This is a genomic window from Pontibacterium granulatum, assembly GCF_029961155.1.
GTDB classification, from domain to species: domain Bacteria; phylum Pseudomonadota; class Gammaproteobacteria; order Pseudomonadales; family Balneatricaceae; genus Pontibacterium; species Pontibacterium granulatum.
In genome coordinates, this window is the sequence record NZ_JASBRH010000048.1 from 1 (window position 1) to 2592 (window position 2592).

Sequence of the window (2592 nt, forward strand, 5' to 3'; positions counted from 1 at the left end):
TGAAAATGATCGACGTTGTCTTGCCATTGGACACCTCTTCCTACGGTGGTGACTTTACCACCTAAATTGGTGTCCGGGTTCATTGAACCACTACAGAGACGTGTGAAAAGGTCACCACGTTCGTTGTTTTTTGAGGCGAGGAGGCGAAGAGGGTGTTTGGCCACTAAATATAGTCCTTTAAAAGTTAGATAACTTTTTAGTAGTGCACAGGCTTATATGTCTGAAAAGTAGAGAGCTAAAGACGAGACTAATAAGTTGAAAAGAGAGGGTACTGTGGGTCGAATGCCTCTTTCTCTTCCGTTGAAACGAGCATGCGCATATTGATTATTTGCCATGCTGATATAACTGCATGGCGATATCCTTAGGTGCTTAATATGTAGTGGGTTTGGGGAAAAGGCAAGCAGTAAGAAGTGAGATCTTGATCTGAAGCTATATAGCAAAAAGGTAAAAAAGGGAGACATATGTCTCCCTGACCAGTCCATCATGGGTAACAGCAGAGCTTAAGCACTCTTACCCAACAGTTCTTCCCGATAGAACACAATATCCTCAATCGTCAACACCGGCATATTGTGCAACTTACCGAACTCGATGATCTCGGGTGTACGCGCCATAGTACCGTCCGGGTTGGTCACTTCACATAAAACTCCAGAAGACTTTAAACCTGCCAGTTGCATCAAATCCACCGTCCCTTCGGTATGGCCACGACGGGCCAGTACGCCACCGTTCTTAGCAACCAGTGGGAATACATGACCAGGTCTGGCCAAGTCTTCCGGTTTCGCGTTCTCTGCGATGGCGGTTTTTACGGTGGTCACCCGATCCTGAGCGGAAACACCAGTAGTAACACCTTCTTTCGCTTCGATGGTGACGGTAAACGCGGTTTGGTTTTTGCTGCTGTTGGCTTCCACCATCGGTGGCAGGTCCAACTGACGAGCGCGCTCTTCGGTGATGCAGAGGCAGACGATACCGCTACATTCGCGGATCAGTAGCGCCATCTGTTCAGCGGTAAGTGTTTCTGATGCGTAGATCAGGTCACCTTCGTTTTCGCGGTCTTCGTCGTCCAGTACCAGAACTCCGTGGCCGTTTTTGAGGGCGTTCAGTGCTGCAAGTACGCGCTCGGTTGGTGTACCGAATTCGCTCAGCAGGGATTCCTGTGGGGCCTGTGGATTGCTGTGTTGCATAAAAAACTCCTAGTTCAATAAGTTAGAACCAGGGCAAAGAAAGGCTGCGCAGGCGCACGAAAAACAGACAGAACTTCCCTGCCGTTTTCTGAAACGCACACGACAAAAGGCCACAACGTAAAACGCTGTTGCCTGACTTGTATCCTCTCCCATCCGGACTATAACCGTCGGCTCTGGCTTCTCACCAGATCTGCTGACCCTTGCTTAAGAAAGCAAGGCGCTCGCGGGCTTATCCACTTTACACTCTTAAAATTAAGTGCCTGGACATACCGCCGGTGGGGAGTTTCACCCCGCCCTGAGAATAGATTTTGAAATTTAGCGTCCCGACTCTAACTGCTTCGGAAGCACATCGCAATTATTAGCCTGTGATGTACGTGATGCTCCCTAAACATAAGTATGCGTACGCTTTGTGCGAAGAAGTCAGAATCTATGTGGCATAAGAAAGAGTGCCTTTGGGACTAGTTCAACCATATAGCTTGTATAGAGCTTTGCCATAACTGTGCTATAGGTTAATTACTAACCAATCAGATCGCGCACAGCATTACCCGCGCAGCCAAGGGGACAAGAATGGCTAAAGTAGCGGTAGTAATTATTCATGGTATGGGGGCTCAGGAAAGGGACTTTGCAGACGCTACAATTGATGAAATAAATGTACGAATAAAAGGCAGGGGAAAGCAACCCGCTGACATCGCGTGGAAGCCAGTCTACTGGGCTGACCTGATCCAATCCCGGCAAACGGATTTTCTGAACAGGATAATCAGCAATCCAAGTAACGATATTGATTTCATAAAGCTGCGCCGCTTTGTGATTTCTGCTCTGGGGGATGCTGCCGCTTACCAGAATATCCGGGGAAAAGAGACCTCGACCTACAGAGAGATACACCAGCGTGTAAAAGCCAGCATTTCAGATTTTTACAACAACCAGCTAGGCCAGCAGCCATGTCCGCTTATCATTATGGCACACTCTCTGGGTGGTCATGTTATTTCAAACTATATCTGGGATATTCAGAAAGACAGTACAGGATCAAGTGACTTTGAGAATATGAAGTATCTGGCGGGAATGATTACCTTCGGCTGTAATATTCCGCTTTTTTCCTTTGCTCATACCAATCTCCTGCCTTTCAGTTTTCCGGGCGAAAGTCTTAGTTATGCTGAGAAGGCTAAAGCCAAATGGCTCAATTTTTATGATCCGGATGATGTGCTTGGATATCCCCTTCGGCAGATTAATAACCATTATGAGTTTATTGAAGACAGGCACATAAACGCCGGGGGCTTGCTGACAAGTTGGAACCCCCTGTCACATAACGCCTATTGGACGGATAATTGTAAACCTCCCCTAAAATAGCGGCATCCACATTTAGAGTTCTCCGGCGTACACTACGCCAATACGGAGAGCTAACAATGAAGAAATCACG

Annotated in this window: 2 protein-coding genes and 1 riboswitch; of the genes, one reads left to right on the plus strand and one right to left on the minus strand. The window is 47.4% G+C overall.

Annotation, left to right across the window (positions count from 1 at the left end):
• Positions 1-500: 500 nt before the first annotated feature.
• On the minus strand, positions 501-1178 hold the full coding sequence (gene ribB / locus QKW35_RS21115) for a 3,4-dihydroxy-2-butanone-4-phosphate synthase (protein ID WP_282356351.1): 678 nt from the start codon (positions 1176-1178) through the stop codon (positions 501-503).
• A 137-nt stretch (positions 1179-1315) separates the two neighbouring features.
• A riboswitch (FMN riboswitch) is annotated at positions 1316-1485 on the minus strand.
• Positions 1486-1745: 260 nt separating this feature from the next.
• On the opposite strand from ribB, the gene QKW35_RS21120 reads away from it, so the two are divergent.
• Complete coding sequence (locus tag QKW35_RS21120) at positions 1746-2522, plus strand: hypothetical protein (protein ID WP_282356352.1); 777 nt, start codon at positions 1746-1748, stop codon at positions 2520-2522.
• Positions 2523-2592: the final 70 nt, after the last annotated feature.

Bases quoted from the DNA above. Each gene is read 5' to 3' on its own strand.
- QKW35_RS21120 (WP_282356352.1), top strand. From the start codon at position 1,746: ATGGCTAAAGTAGCGGTAGTAATTATTCATGGTATGGGGGCTCAGGAA.
- ribB (WP_282356351.1), bottom strand. From the start codon at position 1,178: ATGCAACACAGCAATCCACAGGCCCCACAGGAATCCCTGCTGAGCGAA.